Consider the following 22523-nt stretch of genomic DNA (forward strand, 5'->3'; position numbering starts at 1 on the left):
ACTGGCGGAGAATTTTCTATCAGGCCATTACAAACGACCATAAAAGAAAGGAACTCGACCAATACAGAAGTCCACTATCACCGAATCCCTCTCCGATAATTTCGCCATAGCGCCACCGAAAGGAATTCGCCAGATATTAATCGTAAAAATCCGACACGCAATCAGCTAATCAATCAAGAGTGAGGACCGACCTGAATGAACATTGGACTACTTCGACCCATCATTGAAAATTTCGATCGAACGGACTGGATCGAGTCCATGAGCGGCCATACCTAGACGCAGCGCTATTCAATAGCGGCGTATAAGAAGAATATCAACATTACCCTCCAGTGGGATTTCCCGTTTGAGGACTCGACCAAATTCGAGGGCGGCTTCGACAGCGACGTGTGCCTACTTTGGGCTGGGTCACCCATCCAACGGGCAAGCTATCATTACACCGAGGATTTCAGTCTAATCATTCCCGCGTGGATTGATCACAACGACGAGAGGGTTACATACAAGTCCAATATTGACCTGGTGCGCGCGGTACACGCACTAAGTCTGGAAGAATATGACTTCGACAAGGTCGTTCAGCGATTCGGGATCACGCATTTGGACATGTCCGCACTCGAGTGATTCGTAGCACCTTTGCTACCTTGATCGCTCCACACCAGGAGTGGCCCGCGGCCGCAGTAGCTTATCTCCTGCCCAACTCCGCTACACCGCGAGCCGCTCCGCCAACGGGTCCCAATGTCGGGACCCAAGACTCGGAATACGGCCTCGCACGGTCGTTGCGCGGCGAGTTCCAATCTGTGAACGCCCGCGCGATCCATCGATGCGTCGGTCGAGCCAAGCCCCTGCTGATTGCGTCATGCCCACAACTCCTCGGCGAGCGGCGCCTTGTTTAGTTGGTCTCGCCGGCTGCGCCAATCGGGCAAATACTTATCCATCAGACTGGTGAAACTCTCGCCGTGGTTGCGTTCGAAATAATGGGTCATCTCGTGGACAACGATGTATTCCAGGCAGTCGGGGTGCTTCTTGGCTAGTTCGGCATTGAACCAGATATGTCGACTCTCGCGGTTGCAGGAGCCCCACTTAGTCTTCATGCGCCGAATAGTCCACTTCGGGACCGTCGTGTTGAGCGTCTGCTCCCACTTGGCGATGAGCTCAGGAATCGCGCGCCGAAGCTGGTCGCGGTACCACCGGTCGAGATAGTCACGCCGCTGCTCTGCCGAGGTCTCGGCGGGCGCGTAGAGCACCAGCCTCTCGCCGTCGATCTCGAAGTGAACCCGACCTGGCCGCTCGACGACCTTGAGTCGGCGACGAACGCCCCACACGTAATGCGACTCACCGGTCACCATCTCGCGCTCGGTCTGACGTTCGGCGGAGCGCAGTTTGTCCCGCTGCCGCTTGATCCACGACAGTCGCTGAATCACGGCCAGGCGGACCGCATCGTCATCAAGTCGATCGGGTGCCGCAACTCGCACGCGGCCCAGCGGTGGATAGACGCCGATGTGCAGGTTCTTGATGTCTTTGTAAATGACGTCGATGTCGATGCCGCGGACGGTGAGGTAGGCGTTAGCGGTACTCATCGCGCGCCTTCACTAGTTCAAACAGTTCGTCGAGCCGACCGAAGCTGTCGGGCAAGACCCGGCTGATCGCACGGCGGACGACCTTCTCCTTCATCGTGTTGCCGACCCAGTCATACGGCTTGTTCCTCAGGATTGCAGTGTCGACCCGAATCGGCGTGCCCGGATCGGGCCAGCCGAAGTCAACCAGGGCGCGTCGTGCGCCGTTGTCCGCCCAGTCTGGATACTTCGTGTCCGACTCCTTGACACCGAGTTGCTTGGCGGCGTCGAGGAGCTTGGCCAGATACTCCTGGTAGTCGATAGCTTGCTGGCGGCGCTGTTCGATGATGGCGTCGAGCAGTTCGCTCATCTTGTCGTAGTACTTCGGGTTCAACGCGTGCTCGTCGATGATCACCTTGCGCATGTTGTTGGTGATGGTCTCGGCGACCGCCTCGGGGTCCTTCTTGATCCCGGCGGGCAGCTTGTCGATCGCACCAGCGCCGAGCCTGACGATCAGGTCAATCAGACCCGTGTCTTCGAAGTTGGAGACAACTTCGGAAGCGCCGGCCTGGATGTAGGTGTCGAGCAAGAACCGCATGCCGGCCTCGTACTGCTTGAAGTCGACATCCTCACCCGCACCGAGCTTCACCTCGGCACGCACGTCGACGTAGTGCGCGATCTCCTTCTTGATCGCCTCGGCCTCAGCCACGCTGTAGCCAGCGGCGGCCATGTCGTTGGCGAGGTTGGCGTAGGCACGGGTGACGGCCGCGACCGCCTTGTACAACTCGACGCGCTTCGGCTCGTTGGCCTTGAGCTGTTCGGCGTTGCCCTGCTCTACCGCGCAGAAGTACTGCTGGTACTGCAGCGTGTTCTTCGGTGGCGCAACAGGTTCGACGAGAGCGCGGATGCGTTCGAGGGCTTCGTCGAGGTTCTCGCGGGCCTTCTCGATGCGGTCAGTGAGCAGCCCCTCAATGTCACCCTTCTCGTACCCGTCCAGCGCACCTGAGGTGTAGTCGCCGACGGCGTCTTCGATGGAGTTGAACAGATCCTGGTAGTCGACGATGTAGCCGTAGTCCTTGTCGTCGCCGTCGAGGCGGTTGACCCGGCAGATGGCCTGGAACAGGCCGTGGTCGCGCATCTTCTTGTCGATATAGAGGTAGGTGGCGCTCGGCGCGTCGAAGCCGGTCAGTAGCTTGTCGACCACGATCAGCAGTCGCATCTGGCCAGGGTTCTCGATGAACTGGCGTTTGACGGCCTGCTCGAACTCCTCGACCTTGTTCACGGCGGTGTCTTCTGGTTCGTCGAAGTAGTCGGCCAGCATCTTGCGGTAGATGTCGTACTGGCGGATCTTCTCGGTTTTGCCGGCGCCGGAATCTTCCTTGGCGATATCGCTGGCGTTCGGGGTGTAGCTGGTGACAATGGCGCACTTGCCCTTGAAGCCGGCCGCGACGAACATCTCGTAGAACTTGCAGGCCTGGTAGATGCTCGAGCCGACGAGCATTGCATTGCCGCGCCCGTCCATCAGGCGGGGCTTGGTCTCCATATCGAGCAGGATGTCGTTGACGATCTGCTTGGCGCGCGGCTCGCTGGAGACGACCTTCTGCATGGTGCCCCAGCGCTTCTTGAGCTCGGCCTTACTGAGGTCGGTCATACCCTTGGTCTTGACCTCGAACCACTTGTCGACCTGTGCCGGGCTGGTCAGTTCCTGGTCGATGTTGCGAGCTTCGTACTGCAGGTCCAGGACCACACCGTCAGCCACCGCTTCATCGAACTTGTAGGTGTGGATGAACGAGCCGAAGGTTTCGATGCTGGTGGCTTTGTCGGCCTTCAGTAGCGGAGTGCCGGTGAAGCCGATGAACATCGCCTCGGGAAGCAGCGTTTTCATGGCGGTGTGCATCTTGCCGGACTGGGTGCGGTGGGCTTCGTCGACGAAGACGAAGATGTTGCCCTTGGCCTTGAAGTCCTTCGGAATGGTGGCGTGCAGTTCTTTGATGAAGTCGGCGGTCGCCTCCTCGTCTTCACCGGCGCTGTCAGCGGCGCGGAACTTGTGGACGAGAGAGCAGATCAGCCACTGCTCGCTGGCGTTGAGCGAGCTGATGAGATCGGCGCCGCTCTTGGTGCGGTAGATCTGCTCGTTGACGCCGTTGAAGACCTTCTCGATCTGGTCGTCGAGTTCGGTGCGGTCGGTGATCAGCAACACCCGGGCGTCGGGCTGGTTCTCGCGAATCCACTTAGCCAGCCACACCATCGTCAGCGACTTACCCGAGCCCTGGGTGTGCCAGATGATGCCGCCCTCACGCTTAGCGATGCGCTCCTGGGCAGCCTTGACGCCGAAGTACTGGTTGTGACGTGGGCCCTTCTTGACGCCCGCATCGAAGACAATGAAGTTGTGGATCAGTTCAAGCAGACGCGGCTTGCTGCACATCTGCAGCAGCGCCCGGTCGAGCGGGTCAGCGACGTCGGAGGATTCTTTCCACTCCAGCCAGTATTTTTCGGGAGTGTCGATGACGCCGTAGCGCGCGCCCTCGACATCGTTGCCAGCGAAGACGAACTGCACGGTCGAGAAGAACGACCGGATGAATTCGGGCTTCTGGTTGCCAATAGTCTGCCGGATGCCTTCCGAGACAGCGACTTTGGAGCGCTTGAGTTCCAGCGTGGCGAGGGCCAGGCCGTTGACGTAGAGCACCACGTCGGGGCGCTTGGTGTGTTGGCCCGCGATGGTGACTTCCTCGACGACAACGAAGTGGTTGGCGTCGGGGTTCTTCCAGTCGATCAGCCAGACGGTTTCGGTCTGCTGACCGACCCCAGGCTTGACCTTCACGCCGTAGCGCAGCAGCCCGTAGACGTCCCTGTTCGCTTCGTAAAGGTCGTGGCCGGCACCGACCGAGGCGGCTTTGCCGAGCTGGTCGAGGGCACGGTTGATGAGGTTGTCGTCGTAGCCGCGAGCGCGCAGGTTCTGCGTCAGTAGCTCGGTCTCGACGTTGGCGTTGCCCTCGCGGTACTCCCAGTTGCCGAGGTACTCGTAGCCGAGCTGGTCTCGAAACAGCGCCACCACCCGGTTTTGCGCCTTTCGTTCAATCTGTCCTACATCACTCATTGGTCACCTCCTGCTTCATCGCCTCCTCAACTCCTTCGGTTTCCCACTGTCCATAAGTTCTTCGTGCACCTTGTACCAGCCATTCGGTGCGGCCGTTAGCACTGCGGCCGGCCACAATGGCGGCGGCTGCGCTCGGGCTGGCAAATACGTGGTTGCGGGTGAAGCGCATCGCCGATCCGTCGGGTGTGGGCACGAGTGTGCCGTCCTGCTCCAGCTTCGTCCGCAGGCTGGTGTAGCTGTGTCCCTCGCCGCCCGTCCACTTCGGCCGGGCGCTGGAGCCTTCGATCACGGTGAACTCGCCGTCGACTTCTTGTGCGGTTGCGGTGATGCCGGACTTCTTCAGCGTCATCTCGAATACCGGCGAATCGGTGCGCGTACCCGCTACCTCAGTGTGCGGCACTGTCGTGGTCGTCGTTGGCGACCGGAAGAGGTTCACCCCGAGCACTGGCAGCACGATCTTGGCCTGCTCGATGAAGTACTCCATGTCCGACACATCGGCCTCGGGCAGGACGATCGGTGGCGGCGTGGTGCCGTTGGTGAGCCTCGCCCGGCTGGCCTGCAGCGCCAGCGTGATAAACCGACTTTCCAGGTAGCGGGCGTGCGCCTTGGTCAGGTTGGTGTCTTTGCTGGTCAGCACGATGGCTCGATCCCAGAAGTCTTTGCCGTTCTGGTCTTCCGAGCGAGCGTGCTGATACAGGCGCTTACTGACATCGTCACCTTCGCCGATGTAGGCCAACTGGCCACCCAGGCTGCTCGGATCATCGCCGAGCAGGATGTAGATGCCGGTGCGAGTCGCCTCAGGACGCTTCAAGAGCGCCGCCAGGTCAGAACGCGGTGCGGCAACGACATGACCAGTCCAGTTCATGATCTCGGCCGTCAGCAAACCACCAGGCGTGCCGTCTGCCAGGAACAGGCGAACCGATTTGCCACCACTCACGAAGCAGTCTCCAACGGCAGCCGCGTGCGGCCTGTCAGAAGCTGCTTCATCATGCCGGTCTTGACAGCACGAGCCTTGGTGAGGCGTGCTTCTAGTGTGTCTAGTTCATCGTCGGCATCCGTGAAGACATCGGCGATCCGCTTCTGCTCCTCAAGGCTAGGCAGGGGAATTCTGATGCGACCAAGTTCTGAACGCGCGATACGGGTCCGGGTTGATCCTCCACAACGTTCGCTCACCTCTTGAAACCATCCAGGTGTAGAGAAGGCAGCGACCAGAAAGCGACGATCCGCCAGCCCTGGATCGGGTCGATAGATGCTGACGTCAACAGACGTCAGCATGCGGCGTTCACCTATATCCTTCACGATGCAAGCCCGTCCGGCAGGCTCAGCAAGTCGACAGATCAAGATGTCTCCTGGCACAACTTCCTTGCACTTCAGCGTTGAAAATGACTCATCTGAGACGTAGCGCTTTGTACCGCGATCGAGCAATCGACCAACCCCGACGTTGCCAGTCTGGAGCAGGCGGTTTCCGGCGGTCGTAATGTGCTCTGACTCGACCCAATCACCATCGTTGAACAGGGTTCTTTGATTGTTCGCGAGCTGGTAGATACTGACTTCGGACCAGGGCTCGGTAAAGCCAGGGAAGCGCGTGCGGCCGGTCAGTAGCTGCTGCATCATGCCCTGCTTGATCGCCTGCTTCTTGGTGATGAGGCGTTCGAGGGTGGTGATCAGATCGTCAGCATCTCGAAGTGCCACTGAAACTGCACGCTGTTCATTGGGATCTTTCGGCATCGAGATCTTGAAGTCACGGATATCACGGGGACTAATGTGCGGGATGGCAGTGTGGGTCTTTACGTCATCGACGTGCTTTACAAAGTCTCGCGAGCCGATCCATTGATACAAGAGGTCTTGGTCTATCGCCTTGCCGCGCAATCGTGCAACTCGCTGGACTAGGTAAGCAGGGAGTTCAGCCTCGGTGATTCGGGCAAAGCTGCGCCCTACCAGGGCTCCATCCATTGCGATGACGATGTCGCCATCCCGAAGGACGAAAGCGCGGAGACTTGAATCGTGGTCAGACCAGTACCTAGCGATGTCTGACGACCAGTCGATGACTCCCCGCTTGACGTTGGAGCCGCGAATAAGGCGGATTCCTGTTTCCGCGAAAGCTGAGCTAGGGAACGGAAATCCGGTCAAGAACTCCGAAGCCTGGCCTACGGTTGTTTCAGTCCACCCGGTGAGACTCACGGACGTACCTCCATCGCAGCCAAATGTCCCGCGATCTTTGCCTCAAGTTTCTGTAGCTCAGAATCGAGATCCTCGACGGTCGTCGCATAGCGTTCACCGAGTTGCTGAATACGAACTACAAGATCACGCGTAAGTGCTTCAACCTCACCAGCGACGCGGCGTACAACTGTCGCCTGCCATTTATCGTCGAGCACGAGGGTCTTGATGTCATTCTCGGTCAGGTCGCCGTACTTCTTGAGCGTGGCGAGATCGAGCTCGCCTTGGGCGTCTTTGACAGCCTTCTTGGCGGTTGCTTCGGCGTTGTACAGCTTGGTGGCGTGTTGCAGTGCCTTGATTTCGTCGGGGTCGCCGCCGGTCTTGATCGCCTTTAATCGTGCGGCGACGAGCGCCTTGGAGATCTTGTCGTCATCCATAGCATCGGCAAGCAGTCCGTCTTCGACGGCATGTTCTTCGACGTATTCCTCGACAGCTCGGGTGGCTTCCTCGGCCGCAGCGGTGAGGTCGTCGATGGCGGCCTGTTCATTGGCGAAGTAGCGCGCCACGATCAGAGCCGGCGGAATCAGATCCATCTTGTATTTGGTGGCACTACGACCGGAACCGACCACAAGATCGGGCGTTTCGGAGAGCTTGCGTTCCTTGTCCTCGATGGTCTTGCGTGGCTTGGCGGCGTTCAGCCAGCCGTCCGCCATGACCAGGTAGGCGTCGTCGTGCATGGTGTCGTGCCAGTAGGTCATGAGCTGCTCATAGACGTCGTACTCGTCGAGCAGCGGCATCGGCTTGAAGCGCGACAGCAGGTCATCGCCAATGGCCGCGATGAGGTTGTTCGGCTTGGTGTCGGCAGTGATGCTGGCAAGGGTGTCGCGGTGCGCAGCGAACCAGTCTTCGACGATGCCGGTGGCTTCGTCGCGCAGCTTGTGGAAACCGGGTGCGTCGAAGATCGCCTGCTGCACGGCGCCCACGTCGATAGCCAAATCGCTGTAGCCCGGACGATTCGGCGCGAAGATCTGGCTGCGCAGCTGAGGGAAGGCGTCCCAGTAGCCCTGGAGTGCGTCGAGGTCGCGGTCGGGAATGCCGCCGTGCAAATGAGCGCTGAGGTCCTGCAAGTCTTCGGGTTCGGAGGAGTCGATGTAGCGCGGGATGTTGAGGTTGTAGTCGTTCTTGGCGTCGGCGATCTCGCTCATCGGGACCATGCGCGAGTAGCGGTCGATCTCGATCTGCTTATTGAAGGTGTCGACGACCTTGTGCAGGTCCTGGCTACGTAGGCGGTTCTTGTTGCCGTCTTTCATGAAGCCCTTGGAGGCGTCGATCATGAAGACACCGGTTCGGGCCTGGGCGTTTTCCTTGTCGAGGATGACCACGCAGGCCGGAATGCCGGTGCCGTAGAACAGGTTTGCCGGCAGGCCGATGATGCCCTTGATGAAGCCCTGCTTGAGCAGGCGGGTGCGGATGGTGGCCTCGGCGTTGCCGCGGAACAGGACGCCGTGCGGCAGGATGATCGCCGCCTTGCCGGTGCTCTTGAGCGAGGTGAGCGCGTGCAACAGGAAGGCGTAGTCGCCGTTCTTCTCTGGCGGGCGGCCGTACTCGAAGCGGCCGTAGTCGTTCTCGAGGCCGTTGTTCCAGGATTTCACCGAGAACGGCGGGTTCATGACAATGTAGTCGAAGGTCCGCAGATGGTCGCCCTTGGTGAACTGCGGGCTGGTGATGGTGTCGCCCTTTTCGATCTCGGCGATCTCGTTGCCATGCAGGATCATGTTCATCTTGGACAGGGCCCAGGTGGCGTTGTCCTTCTCTTGGCCGTAGATCGTCATGCCGCGCGGCGCTTCGGCGGCAGCCTTGAGCAATAGCGAGCCGGAACCACAGGCCGGGTCGTAGACGGTCTGGTCCTGGCGGGTATTCGGCCCAATGCCGACCACCTTGGCGAGGATGCGGGACACCTCGGCCGGCGTGTAGAACTGGCCCTTGCTCTTTCCCGACTCCGTAGCGAAGTGGCGCATCAAGTACTCGTAGGCGTCACCGAGTAGGTCGTCGCCCTCGGCGTGAGAGCCACGGAAGTCCAGGTCGTTGAAGATAGTGACCAGCTTGGAGAGGCGGTCCTGCATCTCCTTGCCCTTGCCGAGCTTCTCCTCATCGTTGAAGTCGGCCTGATCGATGACGTTCCGCAAATCGTTGGCCTCGGCGAGCTTGGCGATGATCTTGTTGAATCGGTCGCCGATCTCCTTGTCGCCCTTGGCGGCGAGCATGTCGTCGAACGAACCGCCGGAAGGTACCTCAATAAGGCTGTTCGCGTCGATTGTGGCCTTGTCGGACACGTACTTCACGAACAGCAGCGTCAGGATGTAGTCCTTGTACTGGCTTGCATCCATGCCGCCACGAAGCTGGTCGCAACTTGCCCACAGCGATGAGTAGAGGTCTGATTTCTTGAGTGCCACTGTTGGACGGACCCTTCAATAATGACGGTTGGGCATGGACGCCCGGTGAGGTCGATACCTCGTCTTTGGGCCACACCCACTTTACGACTGTAAGAATGGCAGGTGGGTCTGACATACCGACCCTGCGAATGTCGACAACGTCGCGGCGGGATGGTGAGCATTCCTAAAGTACCTGATCCAGGTTCGCTGCATGCCCGATGGCCACCACAAATCCCCTACGTCCAAGTCTCACCTCAACGCATACGAGATCGGGCATGCGTGACGCTATACCTGTCGCCACTACAAATAGCTCGCTATGAAATCACTCATTATTTCAGCCATTAGATAAACTGAGTGCGCGTCATTTGGGTTCCGCATGAGCCGGTTGTATTTAATCAGTGCATCCAACTCCCAGCGACCCACTTCACGAGACATGTTCCAGGTAGAGCCCTCAAGACGATCTAGGCCCCTCACCTCAGTCCTCAAATTGTCGAACGACTCAAGCGCCTCCCTGTTTGGCGGTTGAGTATTAGCTCCGCGAAATACCAGGTAATACACAGGCATCTGACCTTGCGTACTTAATAATGGATCACGCTCATCGAAAATATCAACCATCACATTGAGGGTCTCCATCACCGTATCCGCGGATGAAGCCAGATATCCATCATTGTCGTCACCACTTAAACCCGACCGAAAAAGCTCGTCAAGCTGCCTCTTCTTAAGATCTACAGGTCTTGCGGATGCCTCAAGTAGCAGTAGCTTCGCCGCCGCTTGATCGTGCGCTCGCCCCCTGTTCGAGAATTTCACACACTTGGAGAAGAACGTCGATGATGCGATACCTCGAACCAACTCCGGAACAATTCCATTCATCGCATTTCTTCGCTCTGCCGCCGTCAGAGGTTTACCACTATTTAATCGAACAAATAGTTCATTCACCATCTCCAACTCGTCGCTAATCACGCTCATCACAGGAAGATTGAAATTATCTACCTTCAAACGAAGATCTGGATACAATTCATTAAGTTCAGAATACCGGAGACCCGCTATCGGAACGTCCGGATCCGAGCGAAGGACAAAATCTGGCGGCAGCGAGAGCTCGTTGTCGAAATACTTAAAGATCGCAGAGAGCCGCTGCTTTCCATCGATGATCGCAAATCTCTTTCCTGATGTATTAAGATCAGACTTGAAGTAAGTAAAATCGGCGAGATAAAGCTTAGGCATATCAAAGTCATTAATGATCGTGTCAATCAAAAAACCTTGCCGATCCAACTCCCAGGCCGGGCCAGTTCTCTGATATGGCGGCTCAAAGTCGATGCTGTCACGGTTTCGATACCACCACGAAGCGGTCTTTGCCTCAAAAGGCCGCACTTCAAATGTCACAGTAGCCCACTCTCATCTAATCGTTCAACTAATTCCCGGGCCAACCCTGTTAAATCGGGGAATATCATTGATTGCGTGAATCCGAGATTTACCAATTCGGCACGAATCTGCGGGCGAGCGGCCGCCGGGATCGTAATCCTGAATAGCAAATCTTTACTCGAACATGAGCCAGCCCGCGCCAGTTCGCCAGCCTGATCCTCTATCGAACTTGTAGATAGACCCCCTAGCGTGAACACTCCACGCTGACTAACTATTCGCTTGGTATTGTGTACACCGTAAATACAAACGGGCGGGTCTGCGAGAACATCCCGTCGAGTCGCAGTCCAAGGCTGCATCGAATCTACCGTCTCAGAGTGAGGCGAAAGCACATTGTTGACGCTCCGCTGTTGAGAAAATACTAAATCGTTCCATTTCGCCGGATTCAATACCCAGATAGCGGCATCAAATTCGTCCGCCTTGCCTTGCACTGCAAACCAAAGTGCAACCAAAGCGCTTTCCGACCAGTCCAGGAGCCGGGTCGGAACTCCGTAATGCTGCATCTCGAAAAGGTAGTCAATCTTCACCACAGGCGATGGCCCCTCACGAAATGGTGCAGACCTCTCAGAAAATCGGTCAAGGAGCCATTCCTCGACGTCCAACAATCTATTAATTCCCAGAACCGGGCCGGAAGCTTCAGATTTAAGCCTATAAAGCGTAGGCTTCAGTTCATATTGGGTTGAGGAAATCCCCCGGAACCAGCGGACTGTTCCACCATCGTTCGGAGAACCAGCAATTTTCACGAATTCGGAAACGGACCCAACCTCGAAAGGCGGTGTTTGTGCGGTCAATTCTTGATTCCCCATTGCGGCTCTGATATATCCGGACAAATAATATCTCATACTTTACTACAGGTTGAGCGGCACTCCCAGCTAACAAGGATCTTGCAATACAGCGCCGGGGCTCCGGAAGTCGGTGCATGAGACTGCGACCTCGAACTTGCGCCTATTCGTCGGCGTGGCAGCTGGGACAGGAGTGGCTTGCGGGATTGGATGCAAATCGTTAGATGAACCGTCCAACAGCAAGGCGAAGCCCACACGCAATCTTCCACGATCACCTCTGCCATTGCCCCCAATTCGGAATTTACAACGGCTTCAGCCCGGATGAGTTCACCCTTACGCAAACTGTTCGCCCGCAAAGACGCCGGCGCCCTCGAGCTGCGATCGGTGGCCCTTCGCTGTTCGTGAGGAGAATCGGCGTCGGCCGAAGTTTCTAGCGGGTTCGATAAGGTGCGGTTGCCGTAGAGCCGATTGAGTGACCAACGCGGGCAGTAGGGCGGCTATCTACTACACACCAACTCGCCCCGCAGACCTAGTTTGGAAGACTAGGACTCTAGCCCACCGCCACCTCCAGAATTCGGTGCGACCCCTGCGGGATACCGCGCCTAACTCACCTACCCCTCACTCCACCTCAACCACCCCATGCGCCCCCTTCTCCGCATCCGCCATCGCATGCGTCACAAACGGATAGTGCCCAGCCTCCGGGAAGCTCAACTCCACAAACCCACCTTGCGCCGGAGCTAGATCCAGCACCTGCGCGCCGCCAGCCTCAGCATTCCCCGGCCGCAATGAGTACGAACCTTCCTTGAACACCGTGTCGAACTGACCACCCACAATGTGGAACGCGCTCCCCAGGTTCGGGCCCGCATCGACAACCCAAATGCGCACCCGTTCACCGACTTTCGCCTTCAGCGGAGCATGGTCGTACTGGTTGGCGTACCCATTGAAGACCACCAAGTCACGACGACCGTCGGCCACTTTCGCCGGATCGGCACCGTCCTTGCCGCCGAGGTACATCTCCGACTGCACCAGTACATACTCGCGATCCACTGCAGGCAGATTCGGCGGATCGATGATCACCGCACCGAACATGCCGTTCGCGATGTGCACTGACATCGGCATCGTCGAACAGTGGTACAGCCACGCACCGCTGCGCGTCGCCGTAAACCGGTAGACGAGAGATTCGCCCGGCTGAATCGTCCGCATCGGACCGTCCGGAGCCAACGCCCCGGCATGGAAATCGATGGAATGACCCATCGTCGCGTTGTTCACCAGCGTGATCTCAAACGAGTCACCTACACGACCACGCAGCGTCGGACCCGGCGCGCTCCCGGAGTAGTTCCCATCCGCGGCGACAATCCCGTACGGCCACTGCGTCTGCGTGACGCCGGGCGCCACCTCGCGCTGCACGTCGCGCACCTCAAACCGGTAGCGGTGCATCTTCTCCGGCGGAGCGGGCGGCAAGTTCGGATCCCGCGCCACAAACCCCGGACCCGGCGCAGCCTCCAGATCGACAGGCCCCGAGGGCATCTCGTGATTCATGGTCGGCTCGGTCGACTTCTCGGCGGGACTGCCAGCCACAACGATGTCGAGCACCATGCCCATCTGCCGATGCCCGGGCAGCGAACACCACGCCTGCTGCGTCGCACCAATCACGCCCGCGTCGAGGGTGGCCTTCTCCCCCGGCGACAACCGCGGCGTCCCACGACCGTCGGGCATCACAATGTCGTGCGTCTGCGTCCCCGTGTTAGTCAGGTTAATGACGAGGCGGTTGCCGCGCGGCACCTCGATCTTCCCGGGCGTAAACCGCATGCCCTTGATGCCGATGTCGACGGTGGTGGTCTGACCGGTCGCGACAACGGTCGACTTGTCGCTGCCCGGCAGTCCGACAGCCGCCGGATCCACCGCCACGCCAACCGCCGCAGCCACTACGACCGCCGCGACCCCAGCGGCGAGGGAACCCAGCACCACGCCGCCGGGACGTGCGGTGGGATTGGGGCGGGACCGCGCATCGTCGGGCAGGCGGAGCCCCTTGTAGGCACCCCAAATCACCAGCGGGATAAACGATCCCAGTGCGACGACGGCGACGGCCGCCCCCAGCGTGTGCGGCCAGCCCGACCCGGGCAGCGCCCACACCAGGAGGCCGGCGTTGGCCGCTCCCACGCGGGCGGGACCGGCGATGTCGAGGACGCGCATCGACGCCTGCGTGGCGATCGGCTTCTTCCCGAGCACGACGGGAATCAGGTAGCTGAGCGCACCGAGCAGCACCTGCGCCAAGAACCCGCCGAGCAGCGCGGTGGTGAGAATGTTGAGCCTGTCGTAGACGCTCTCCCAATCGGGGGCGGTCGCATAGGCAATGGCCCCGACAATCACCGACACGAACAGCCACAGCACACCGGCCAGCACCGACAGTCCGGCGAAGCTCGACGGCGTCTTGCGTCGCACCTCGTCGGCGTGCGACCACGCCATGTAACCGAACGCCGCCGCATACCCGAGCATGCCGATGGCCGAGACCACCTGCAGGCCGATCAACGCGCCGGTCACGATCACCACAATCGCGGCGCACAGCAGCGGCAACCCATTCTTGGCGGCCTTCTCCACACCGTCGGCCATGCGTGTCCGCAGGATGGTGGGCCACAGCGTCACGAGGGTGCCGATCACCGTGAGACCGATCCACCCGAACACGTTGAGCGTCGCGTGAGCGACGGCGAGGCGGGCGGGCCAGTCGCCGGGCAGGTCGCCGCGCGCGATCGTCGCCCCGAACCCGATGCCAATCAGCAGCATGGTCCCGGAGGCCACGTAGAAGTGCACCATCGGCCCAAAACGCGACGGCAACGCGGTCCTCACCCGCTGAAACAGGCTCGCCGAATGCCAGGCGATCGCCGCGAACGCGACCGTCGCCCCCGCCACAATGGCGTACCACAACGCGTGCGACACCTCCCCGCGCTGCGCCCCGATAATCCCGTACGAGACGACGACGGTCACGGCACCGATGTTGAACGCAATGAGTCGAACCGCGTGCTGAACCCGCTGCTCAGTGTGTGAAAGCCGCAGGACCGCCTCGGTGAAGTACCAACTCCAAATCAGGATCGCGTTGCTCGCGGCCCCGAGGCCCAGCAGATGGATCATCAGCCAATGCCCACCGGCCAGCGAATTGCCGGAGATGGTGACGCCAAGCAGCGCGATCAGCCATGCCAGGACGACGAGGCCGGCCCGCAGATTCCAGGTACGCATGGTCATGCCGTGGCCTCCTGCTTCGACGGTTCGGGCTTCGACTTCACGCGCGGCGTCATCAGTACCGACCCGATCGCGATCACCACAAACAGCAGCACCGCCACCACATTGCCGATGCCGCCCGCAGTGACCGCCCACAGCTGATCGGCACCGTCACCCACGACGATCCGCAGCAGCAACGTCGCATGCAGCACCACGGCTGGCACGTACATGACGGGGTGGTACGGCAGCGGGCGACGCAGGACGGCGGGCAGGATGATCGGCGCGTGCGCGAAGATCATCGACATCACGAACCCGAGGAACACCGCATGGGCCGACGCGTCGTACCCGGTGCCGTCGCGGACCGGTCCGACGACGAGCCAAATCCCGCCCGCAATCAGCAGCCAAAAGTAGCCGGCCAGCAGGCAGACGGCCGAGAAGCGCGTGAGGCCGGTGGAGCGGACGGTGCGGCGGGCAATGTCGTAGACGATGAGCCACACGGTGAACACCAGCAGCGCGCCGCCGAGCACGCGGTAGCCCGCCGTCGGCCACAGCAACGACGCTGGCACCGCGAGCCAAATCCCCGCGCACGCCACGAGCGCCCCGGCTTCGGCGTTCCCGACAGCGAAGGCGACGCGAGCCAGTTCGAGTCGTTCGCCACCGATGGTCAAGATCAGGTACCCGGCCAACCATGGCAGCAGGTATGGGATCGGGACACCGGACGCGAACAGGATCGCCCCGCCCAGCGCCAGGACCGCGCCGGCGGCTTGGACCAGCACGGCGGTCGCCGAATTGCGTTGCCACAGGGGCACATACACGGCGATCAGCATCGCCGACCCGAATGCGAGGAGCACTCCGCCGATCCACGACGGTTCGACGAAGATCAGCGCGAGCCCACCCAAGCCGAGGCTGGCGGGCGCCAGGAAGCCCCACAGTTTGCTCAGCGCGACGGCCCGTTCCAGCGCAACCAGGGTCCCCACGAAGCCGTAGACCATCAGCATGCCGTGCACGTCCGCGAGGCGTCCGACGGTGACGGGGGCGCCGACGCCGAGGAGCAAGAGTGCCGCGTCGAGTCCGGCGAGCAGTGCGAGTCCGCCGGGAATTAGCAGCGCCAGACGCAGGGCCGTGGGGCTGGGTTGGGCGGGTTTCGGTTTGGCAGCGCCGTCGTCGCTCATTCGTCGGCCTGCTCGTCGAGGCGCAGCAGGCAGCAGCCGGGCTTAGCGAACGGGGTCAGCACAGGTTTGAGATTAGTGTCGCCGACCACGTCCAGAGAGCCTTGGACCAAACCGACATGGATCTGGCATGTCACATCCGGGTATTGGCGTGCGGCGTCGAGCAGCGGGCAGCGCGTCAGAGCGATGGTGGCGGTGTCGTCGGACTGCGGCGCAAACCCGAAGTCGGTGAGGTGAGCGATCACCTGCGCGCGCGAATCCCCCTGCACCGTCCGCTTTTTCGCGATGTCCCTCCCCCACGTGCGGCCTAGTTCGCGGGCGGCGGCAGCGGGATCGTCGGACGTGGCTTTCAGGTGACCAGCCAGTGCGACGGCCATGCCTGCATAGGCGCGGAGGGTGGCGTCGGCATCGGCGGCGACGGCCTCGTAGAGCCAGGCTGGACGACCGCGGCCCGATGACTCAGCGCGGGTCCGTTGAGCGAGTCCGGCGTCGACGAGGGCGTCGAGATGTTCGCGAACAGTGTTGGCGTGCAAGCCCAAAGCGGTCGCGACGTCGACCACGCGCACGGGCCCGGAGACACCGCGAAGCTGCTCCAGGGCGGCCTGTTGCGCGGCGCTCAGCGCGGGCGCGGCGGTCGGCGTGGGAGCCGGTCCTTTGGCAGGCACTTTATTATTCACGGTTACTACCGTATTAAATAGAAGACAGATCGGCCACTGCACCCTCCGCATCCGGCCGACAACCATTTGGAAGGACACTCGCGATGACAAGCAACGACGTAGTGATGGCGTCCAACGCCGCCGACGCCGACACCCTGGAGCAGCAGCGACAGGCGGTCGCCGAACTGATGGGGCGCGTGGCGGCGCTCGACTCCGGCATGCTCAAGGCCGCGACCTCCGGCACCGGGGTCGACGAGGCACGCACCGCCGTCGCCGCGTTCGCGACCGGCGATGTGGAACCGTGGCTGGAGGCGGCCCGCAAGAAGTTGCTTCCCGAGGCGCTCAACGTTGGTCGTGCACGATTGCTGGTTGAGGGCCTCGCCGGCGAATCGCGGGTGATGAGTCAGCTGGTGAAGCGCGTGAACACTGCTGGCACTGACGCAGTGAATGCGGCCGCTGACACCACGGCACTGCGGGTGCTGATGGAGGTGTTCTTCGGCAAGGTCACCGACATGCTGATGCCTGCCCTCGCTGAGGACAGTTCGGTTTCGTTGGCGGATTTGGTCGCTGATTTGCCGACTGTTTCGGCAGCCCCCGCGCCTGATGCGGGTGGTCACGCCGGCTGCTCGTGCGGTGAGCACGACACCGAGGAGCCGGAACTCGACGTCCGTCAGATTCCGCACGCCATCCGTCACGCAACGGTGTTCGGCGCGTTCGACGCGGTCGCCGACGGCGAGTCGATGATCCTCGTGGCCCACCACGATCCGGTCCCGCTGCTCCACCAACTCGCCGACCGCAGCGGCGGCCACATCCAGGTCGAATACTTGGAGCAAGGCCCCGAGGCCTGGCGTTTGCGGCTGTCGAAGATTTAGCATCCCAATCTTCGAGTAAGCGGTCCGAGCGAAGCGAAGACCGCGCATCGAGAAGTCGGCGATCACAGGCTGGGCCAAAACCGTGCATTAGGTGTCACTTTCGTGCATTAGGTGTCGATCAAGTTCGTACCCCAATGCACGAAAGTGACACCGTATGCACGATCGTGTCGGACGTCCACGCGGAGCCCGTGAGAACCAACTGGGTCAGCCAGCTTCAAAAGCCCCGGCCGCTAAGCGGGCTTACCAACTTCGTCGGCCGTCTTCCCCTTGATCGTGATGACGGTCTTCGGGTCGACGGGCTCGAATGGCGGCGCCTTCTCGCCAAGGACCTTGCCCACCGATTCGACGCCGTCGAACACTTCCGGTGCGTCGAGGTCTTTGTTGTCGGCGTCGTAGTAGTCGAACCACGGGAAGCCGCGCTCGACGTAGGCGTCGCGGTCGACGGGAGTCGACGGCGCTTTCTCCCCCGTAATCGCGGTCCATTGGTCGGCGGAGCACAGGTGCACCACCACTTCCCACGAACGCTCGGGGTCGTAGTCGGTGACGGGCCGGGGATCCTCGTAAATCTCCTGCCGCATGCTTCCGCCTGCCCCCAGACCCATTGGCGCGCCAGTCGGCGGGGGCATCGGCGACGGCCAAGGCGAGTCCATCAGCGGCGCGCCCGAAGCTTCAAGCGCGTACACCATTTCACGCTCGGCCTCCGCCCGGGCGGCCTCCTCGCGACGGGCTGCAGCCAGCCCTGCGTCGGTGAGGCCGACCGCGCGCAACTGAATGCCGCCGTGAACTTCGACGCCCGTCACTTGCGCTTCCACCGTCGCCCCCAATCCGAGTGGGACAGCGACGAATTGGCGGATCTGCCCCTCGCCGGAATTGATGCCGTCGAGCCAAAGCTGTTCGGGTAGCGCCAAATAGTTCTGGGGCTCGCGCACGAGTTCAGGCGACCACTGCTCGCCGCTGACCGCACACACTTCACCAATTCCAACCTGTAGCGCGGCTGCGGGTTCCCGCGTGGAGAATGCCAACCACATGGCTTCGCGCTGGTAGATCGGGAGCATGACGCCGCCCCGAGCACGCCAGTCGGCGGGCACCGTGTCCGGGTAGTCGTCGACCCGTCGGAGTGGGAATCTCCCCATGCCGGGTGGAAGGTAGTGCAGACCTTTCTCGGGGATGCGCAGCGTCCGCTGGAAGTACACGCGCACCGGCCCGAGGCGCAGACTGTCGTGTTCGATACTCACGCCGGTTGTGCTGGCCACGGAGTCTTTCGTCATCGCACTCTCCTTCAACTCGCCGACTTGTCTGTGCCTTTAGAAGTACACGCACCCTCTGACAATTTCGGTCGGCTGTTTCCGGCGACTACGGCACGCGATACGTCCACTCCGGGGTGCTGAACTTGTCCTCCACCAGCTTGGTTGCCGCAGCGAGTTCACCCTCCGAGTATTCGGAATCATTCGTTTCGTACCAGGTCCGGAAGTGCTGTAGGAAAGCCTCGATGATGGCGTCGCGGGTCATGCCGGTTTGCGAGCGCATGGGGTCGACGCGCTTGCCGGAGCTGGTGATGCCTTTGTCGGAGATTTTTTCGCGGCCGATGCGGAGGACTTCGGTCATCTTGTCGGCGTCGATGTCGTACGACATCGTCACGTGGTGCAGAACGGCGCCCGCGACGATTCGCTTCTGGGCGGCGCCGCCGATTTTGCCGCGGTCGGAGACGATGTCGTTGATCGGCACGTAGTGGGCATTGACGCCGACGTCGGCGAGGGCACCCATCACCCAGCGGTCGAGGAACTCGTAGGACTGTTCAAAGTTGAGTCCGTCAACCAGCGACGTCGGCACCACCAGCGAGTAGGTGATGCAGTTGCCGGCTTCCATAAACATGGCGCCGCCGCCGGAGATGCGTCGGACGATCCCGAACCCGAGACGTTCCGCGGCTTCCTCATCGACTTCGTTGCGCACCGACTGGAATGAGCCGATTACCACCAGCGGGGTCGCCCAGTCCCAGAACCGCAGGGTCGGCGGGCGGGTTCCGTCGGCGACTTCCCGCATGATCACTTCGTCGAGCGCCACATGCATGGCGGGGTCGAGGACGACGGGTTCGATGACGTCGAAGGTGTGGTCGTGCCAGCTGGTCGCATGGCCGAGCGCGCGACGAATGGCTACGCCGACGGACTCCGGATCAAAACCGATCATCGCCACGTCGGCAGGTAGCGCTGCGCTGATTTTTGCCCCGAGGTCCTTCGCCGACGCCGCCGCAGGCGCACCCACGACTGCCGCCGTAATGAGCTCCAGGGCTTCGTCGGGTTCAAGAAAGAAGTCACCGGACAAGCTGACCTGCGCGAGCCGACCGTCTTCTATTTCGACGTCCGCGACAACCAATTTTCCACCGGGGACCTTGTATTCACCATGCACGCATCCAGAGTATCGACGTGGGGAGCTGACGGCGGCCATGCCTAGGTCGCATAGGGTAAACGGATGGTCAAAACGAGCCGTGGTGTTCCCCAACTGGCTGCCTTGTCGCGAGCAACAGTCCTCGCACTCACTGCTTGTTCAGTCTCCGGCAACGCCTCCGCGCCCGACCTGTAGGTGACGTCTGTGTCGCCCACGTACCCGAGAGTGAGAATCCGCTACGGGTTGACCAACTCTCAGATCCGGCAGAGGTCGATCAGACCGCACTTTTCGACTTCGTTCTCCTTCCGGAGACTGCCGATTGCAAGGTCTTGCCTTCAGTGGAAATACTGCACCGGCAGGCACCAGGGTCTCACGACGTGCCAATTCCATTGCTTCTTAGCGGGCCTCCAATGACAAGTCCGCAGGGGGCAGAACAAACGATTATCGGACCGGATAGACCAACGATCGTTCCCGTCGACAACAAAACCCCAGGGAACGGAGAACAGCCCCAAGCCCAGATCGACGCGGTGACGTGTACTCCTTACGGAACTAATAAGCATGAGGACGGCAGGGAGACAATTTCAAACCCGGAAGCACAGGCCAAAAGGGCCGCTGAAATCTTACGTAATCCGGACTCGAAACCGGAGGAGATCGAAGCAGCGAAGAAGCTCGTTGAAGTTGCTAGTGCGCTTCCCCCGAGCAACTGGCCACGATGTCAGGTGACGTCGACACGGAGGTCGAGCAAACAAAATACCGCTTCTCTACCACGTTCCTCACCGAACTTGGCGACAGCGACGGCGACAACGGCGTGTACCTGAAGAGGACACTAGATCAGCGTCCCGACCTAAGAACAGCAATTGGTCGGATGCTGGAATGGACATCGGATCCCAATGTCACCGCGAACGTAGACCCGGACGGAAACGGGAAGTTCAAGTTAGTTCGGGGTGGAGACCACAATATCCCTAAGGGCATTCGCCAATATTTCGATGGTCCCGTTGTATCCCAAGGTAGCAATGGGGATCATGTCGCCAAAAATTGGCATGAAAATTCATTTATTGCATGGGTCGCCGAAGGCGCGGAAGATGAATACAAGACAGGAACAGATCTCGACAAGCGTCTCTTGAATGTTGGTGCCGACCCTTCGAATGAAGATCAGGTCACCAATTATCTTGACCGGTCAGTAAACCTCCTCACGATCCTAATGGCGAATGGGGACAAGACCGGAAAGAAGACAAATCCCGTTCGCACGTCGATCATGAGGGTATTTGGGGCAAAGTATGAAGACTACCTGGCAAGCTACGGTCAACAGGACGACCGATCCGAATCCAACAGCGCACAGTTCCAGAAGGCCCCCCGTTTGGCCTCTGTCATAAATACGGCAGATCGCGAGTCGTTCATAACTAGTGGAATCAGTGCGACGGATATGGACTCAATCGCGGCCGCCATCACTGCACGAAATGAATCGGCCAAAAGCCTGATGTTTACATCCATGGGCGTTTTAGGAAAAATCGTTCCCTATGCAGATAAATTGGGAGCCCTCTCGAACGGCGTCAATTTCACATACGATACCGGTCAATATTTGGGTGACAACGGCAAGCCACTTCCGAGTACCAACGTTTCGACTCAGATGAGCCGAATTGATGAAGTGATCTATCCGAGGACTCGAGTACTGCGCGAGATTCCGAATTTGCGGGGAATGTTCGAAAAGGAAAAACCCGGCCAGAGTATAATTCCCAGAGTTCCGAATAGTAGAATATTTGACAGCTCTGGAAAGTTGAAGAGCGATGCGGAGATCGAGAAGGATGTTCCCTCAGCGGTCGAAAGGGAAATAATCTACGCAACACTCTTTGAAATGGCGTGTTACGACTACCCTGTTCGAACACCTGATATGGTGCCAACCACAGGCGGTGGGTAGTGTTTAAACTCGCGAAAAGCGCAGAGTATATCCAGTTCAGCCGCCTATTGTGTACAGTGACCCTTGTGGTCTCGCTCGCTTCCTCATGCAGCAGCGGAGAGGCGACCCCACTTCCGTCGGACTCTTCTGCGAACGAATCTAAACCGGCAGCGTCAAGCCCACCGCCGGTCCAGCGTTACTTTCAGTGGACCGTCAACCCGAACGTGGCAATTCCCCCAAGGAGTTACGAGGTCGTACGAGCCACCATTGAATCGGCAACCATATACGGAGGTATGCCGTGGGGCGGTTTCCCAGGTTATGAAGAGTCCTTCCTTGGAGGAATACCCAAGTCCGTCGATGATCCGCGTATCATCGACGGATCAATATCCAATGGATTCATAAAGAACTACTACGATTCCTATCCAAATTACCCTTGGTCCTTTAAGAACTGATTTATCAATATGAGGAGCGTGGCGACACAATCAGCGCAAGCGGATGCAATATCTCCTACGGGTCATTGCTTCCACCGGAGGGCGCGGATGATCTCCGGGATGATCTCCCAACTGCGACAGCCCTAGTTTTCAGCCTAGAATTCAAAGTAGATGACCTAAGTGATGTGGGGGCTAATGCGTTGACCCCCGAAGATCGCGGCCAACCGTTGCCGCGCTCAGCCACGTGGCGCCCGAAGATCAACGTATTTCGCGACTACCACATCACCCGATTCACCCTTGATCCGATACACCATGCGCCAAATCTAGGCCCTGCCTGTCGTGAATTTACAACAGCCACGTTTGGCAATGACGGACATTGGTCGTCAGACTTTACGTACGAACCATCACAAGCCGAATTTGAGCGTGAACGCGCAAATTTGCATAGCAGCCCTCGATGGATTCCAAACTAGGTCGT

At 60.0% G+C, this 22523-nt stretch carries 14 protein-coding genes; 2 read left to right on the plus strand and 12 right to left on the minus strand.

Features of this window, described 5'->3' with window-relative positions:
• Nucleotides 1-848: 848 nt before the first annotated feature.
• The 10 genes from WBA38_RS03870 to WBA38_RS03915 form a co-directional block, all read right to left on the minus strand.
• The gene (locus tag WBA38_RS03870; protein WP_424322092.1) at nucleotides 849-1571 is read right to left on the minus strand and encodes a M48 family metallopeptidase; all 723 of its coding nucleotides are present in this window, start codon (nucleotides 1569-1571) and stop codon (nucleotides 849-851) included.
• Nucleotides 1558-4644: a type I restriction endonuclease subunit R gene (locus WBA38_RS03875; protein WP_424322093.1), complete on the minus strand. Its 3087-nt coding sequence runs from the start codon at nucleotides 4642-4644 to the stop codon at nucleotides 1558-1560. The genes WBA38_RS03870 and WBA38_RS03875 overlap by 14 nt, the downstream gene beginning before the upstream one ends.
• Nucleotides 4637-5527 carry a GIY-YIG nuclease family protein gene (locus WBA38_RS03880; protein WP_424322094.1) on the minus strand — a complete coding sequence of 297 codons (891 nt, stop codon included), beginning with the start codon at nucleotides 5525-5527 and terminating at the stop codon, nucleotides 4637-4639. Before WBA38_RS03880 ends, WBA38_RS03875 begins: the two co-directional genes overlap by 8 nt.
• A 50-nt stretch (nucleotides 5528-5577) precedes the next feature.
• Entirely contained in the window at nucleotides 5578-6825 is a 1248-nt protein-coding gene (locus WBA38_RS03885) for a restriction endonuclease subunit S (RefSeq protein ID WP_424322095.1), read from the minus strand.
• Complete coding sequence (locus WBA38_RS03890; RefSeq protein WP_424322096.1) at nucleotides 6822-9254, minus strand: type I restriction-modification system subunit M; 2433 nt, start codon at nucleotides 9252-9254, stop codon at nucleotides 6822-6824. Before WBA38_RS03890 ends, WBA38_RS03885 begins: the two co-directional genes overlap by 4 nt.
• Nucleotides 9255-9533: 279 nt before the next feature.
• Nucleotides 9534-10613 carry a DUF262 domain-containing protein gene (locus tag WBA38_RS03895; protein WP_424322097.1) on the minus strand — a complete coding sequence of 360 codons (1080 nt, stop codon included), beginning with the start codon at nucleotides 10611-10613 and terminating at the stop codon, nucleotides 9534-9536.
• The gene (locus WBA38_RS03900; RefSeq protein WP_424322098.1) at nucleotides 10610-11455 is read right to left on the minus strand and encodes an FRG domain-containing protein; all 846 of its coding nucleotides are present in this window, start codon (nucleotides 11453-11455) and stop codon (nucleotides 10610-10612) included. The genes WBA38_RS03895 and WBA38_RS03900 overlap by 4 nt, the downstream gene beginning before the upstream one ends.
• A 594-nt stretch (nucleotides 11456-12049) precedes the next feature.
• Nucleotides 12050-14668: a multicopper oxidase domain-containing protein gene (locus WBA38_RS03905; RefSeq protein WP_424322099.1), complete on the minus strand. Its 2619-nt coding sequence runs from the start codon at nucleotides 14666-14668 to the stop codon at nucleotides 12050-12052.
• Complete coding sequence (locus WBA38_RS03910; RefSeq protein WP_424322100.1) at nucleotides 14665-15816, minus strand: hypothetical protein; 1152 nt, start codon at nucleotides 15814-15816, stop codon at nucleotides 14665-14667. Before WBA38_RS03910 ends, WBA38_RS03905 begins: the two co-directional genes overlap by 4 nt.
• On the minus strand, nucleotides 15813-16490 hold the full coding sequence (locus WBA38_RS03915; RefSeq protein WP_424322101.1) for a helix-turn-helix transcriptional regulator: 678 nt from the start codon (nucleotides 16488-16490) through the stop codon (nucleotides 15813-15815). The genes WBA38_RS03910 and WBA38_RS03915 overlap by 4 nt, the downstream gene beginning before the upstream one ends.
• Before the next feature lie 83 nt (nucleotides 16491-16573).
• Between WBA38_RS03915 and WBA38_RS03920 the strand changes: the two genes are divergently transcribed.
• Nucleotides 16574-17341, plus strand: coding sequence for a DUF2249 domain-containing protein (locus WBA38_RS03920; protein WP_424322102.1), 768 nt, complete (start codon nucleotides 16574-16576; stop codon nucleotides 17339-17341).
• 230 nt (nucleotides 17342-17571) lie between these two features.
• On the opposite strand, the gene WBA38_RS03925 is transcribed toward WBA38_RS03920, so the two are convergent.
• Both WBA38_RS03925 and WBA38_RS03930 read right to left on the minus strand, forming a co-directional pair.
• Nucleotides 17572-18609 (minus strand): hypothetical protein, encoded by a 1038-nt coding sequence (locus WBA38_RS03925; protein ID WP_424322103.1) that lies wholly within the window; start codon nucleotides 18607-18609, stop codon nucleotides 17572-17574.
• A gap of 85 nt (nucleotides 18610-18694) precedes the next feature.
• Entirely contained in the window at nucleotides 18695-19744 is a 1050-nt protein-coding gene (locus WBA38_RS03930; protein ID WP_424322104.1) for a lipoate--protein ligase family protein, read from the minus strand.
• A gap of 682 nt (nucleotides 19745-20426) precedes the next feature.
• Between WBA38_RS03930 and WBA38_RS03935 the strand changes: the two genes are divergently transcribed.
• Nucleotides 20427-21638: a hypothetical protein gene (locus WBA38_RS03935; RefSeq protein ID WP_424322110.1), complete on the plus strand. Its 1212-nt coding sequence runs from the start codon at nucleotides 20427-20429 to the stop codon at nucleotides 21636-21638.
• Nucleotides 21639-22523: the final 885 nt, after the last annotated feature.

The organism is Gordonia sp. (in: high G+C Gram-positive bacteria) (assembly GCF_049647785.1).
In the GTDB taxonomy this organism is placed as follows: domain Bacteria; phylum Actinomycetota; class Actinomycetes; order Mycobacteriales; family Mycobacteriaceae; genus Gordonia.